Origin of the sequence: Komagataeibacter intermedius TF2 (genome assembly GCF_000964425.1) — a bacterium.
In the GTDB taxonomy this organism is placed as follows: Bacteria; Pseudomonadota; Alphaproteobacteria; order Acetobacterales; family Acetobacteraceae; genus Komagataeibacter; species Komagataeibacter intermedius.
Window position 1 is genome coordinate 1 of record NZ_BANF01000654.1, and the last position, 333, is coordinate 333.

Sequence of the window (333 nt, forward strand, 5' to 3'; positions counted from 1 at the left end):
TGCATCCGGATCATGATACGATTGCGACCTTCCGCCGGACGAACAGGGACGCCATTGAAGCTGCATTTGCGCAGGTTCTGCTTCTGGCGCGCGAGGCGGGTCTGCTGCGTCTGGGTGTAGTATCGATCGACGGCACGAAAATTGATGCCGATGCTTCGAAATACCGTTCCCTGCGCTACGACCGGATCAGGGCGCTGCGCGAACAGCTGGCGGTGGATATCGCGAAACTGATGGACCAGGCGGAGCACGCAGATGCCATAGACAGCGATCTGCAGGCATTGCCGGAAGCGCTTGCCCGACGGGAAACACTGAAAGCGAAGCTGGACGAAGCCT

The 333-nt window shown here is 59.5% G+C and carries 1 protein-coding gene; it reads left to right on the plus strand.

What is annotated here, in order from left to right; all coding sequences use genetic code 11:
* The coding region (locus B7449_RS18915; RefSeq protein WP_048884088.1) for a transposase at window positions 1–333 on the plus strand (333 nt) is incomplete at both ends.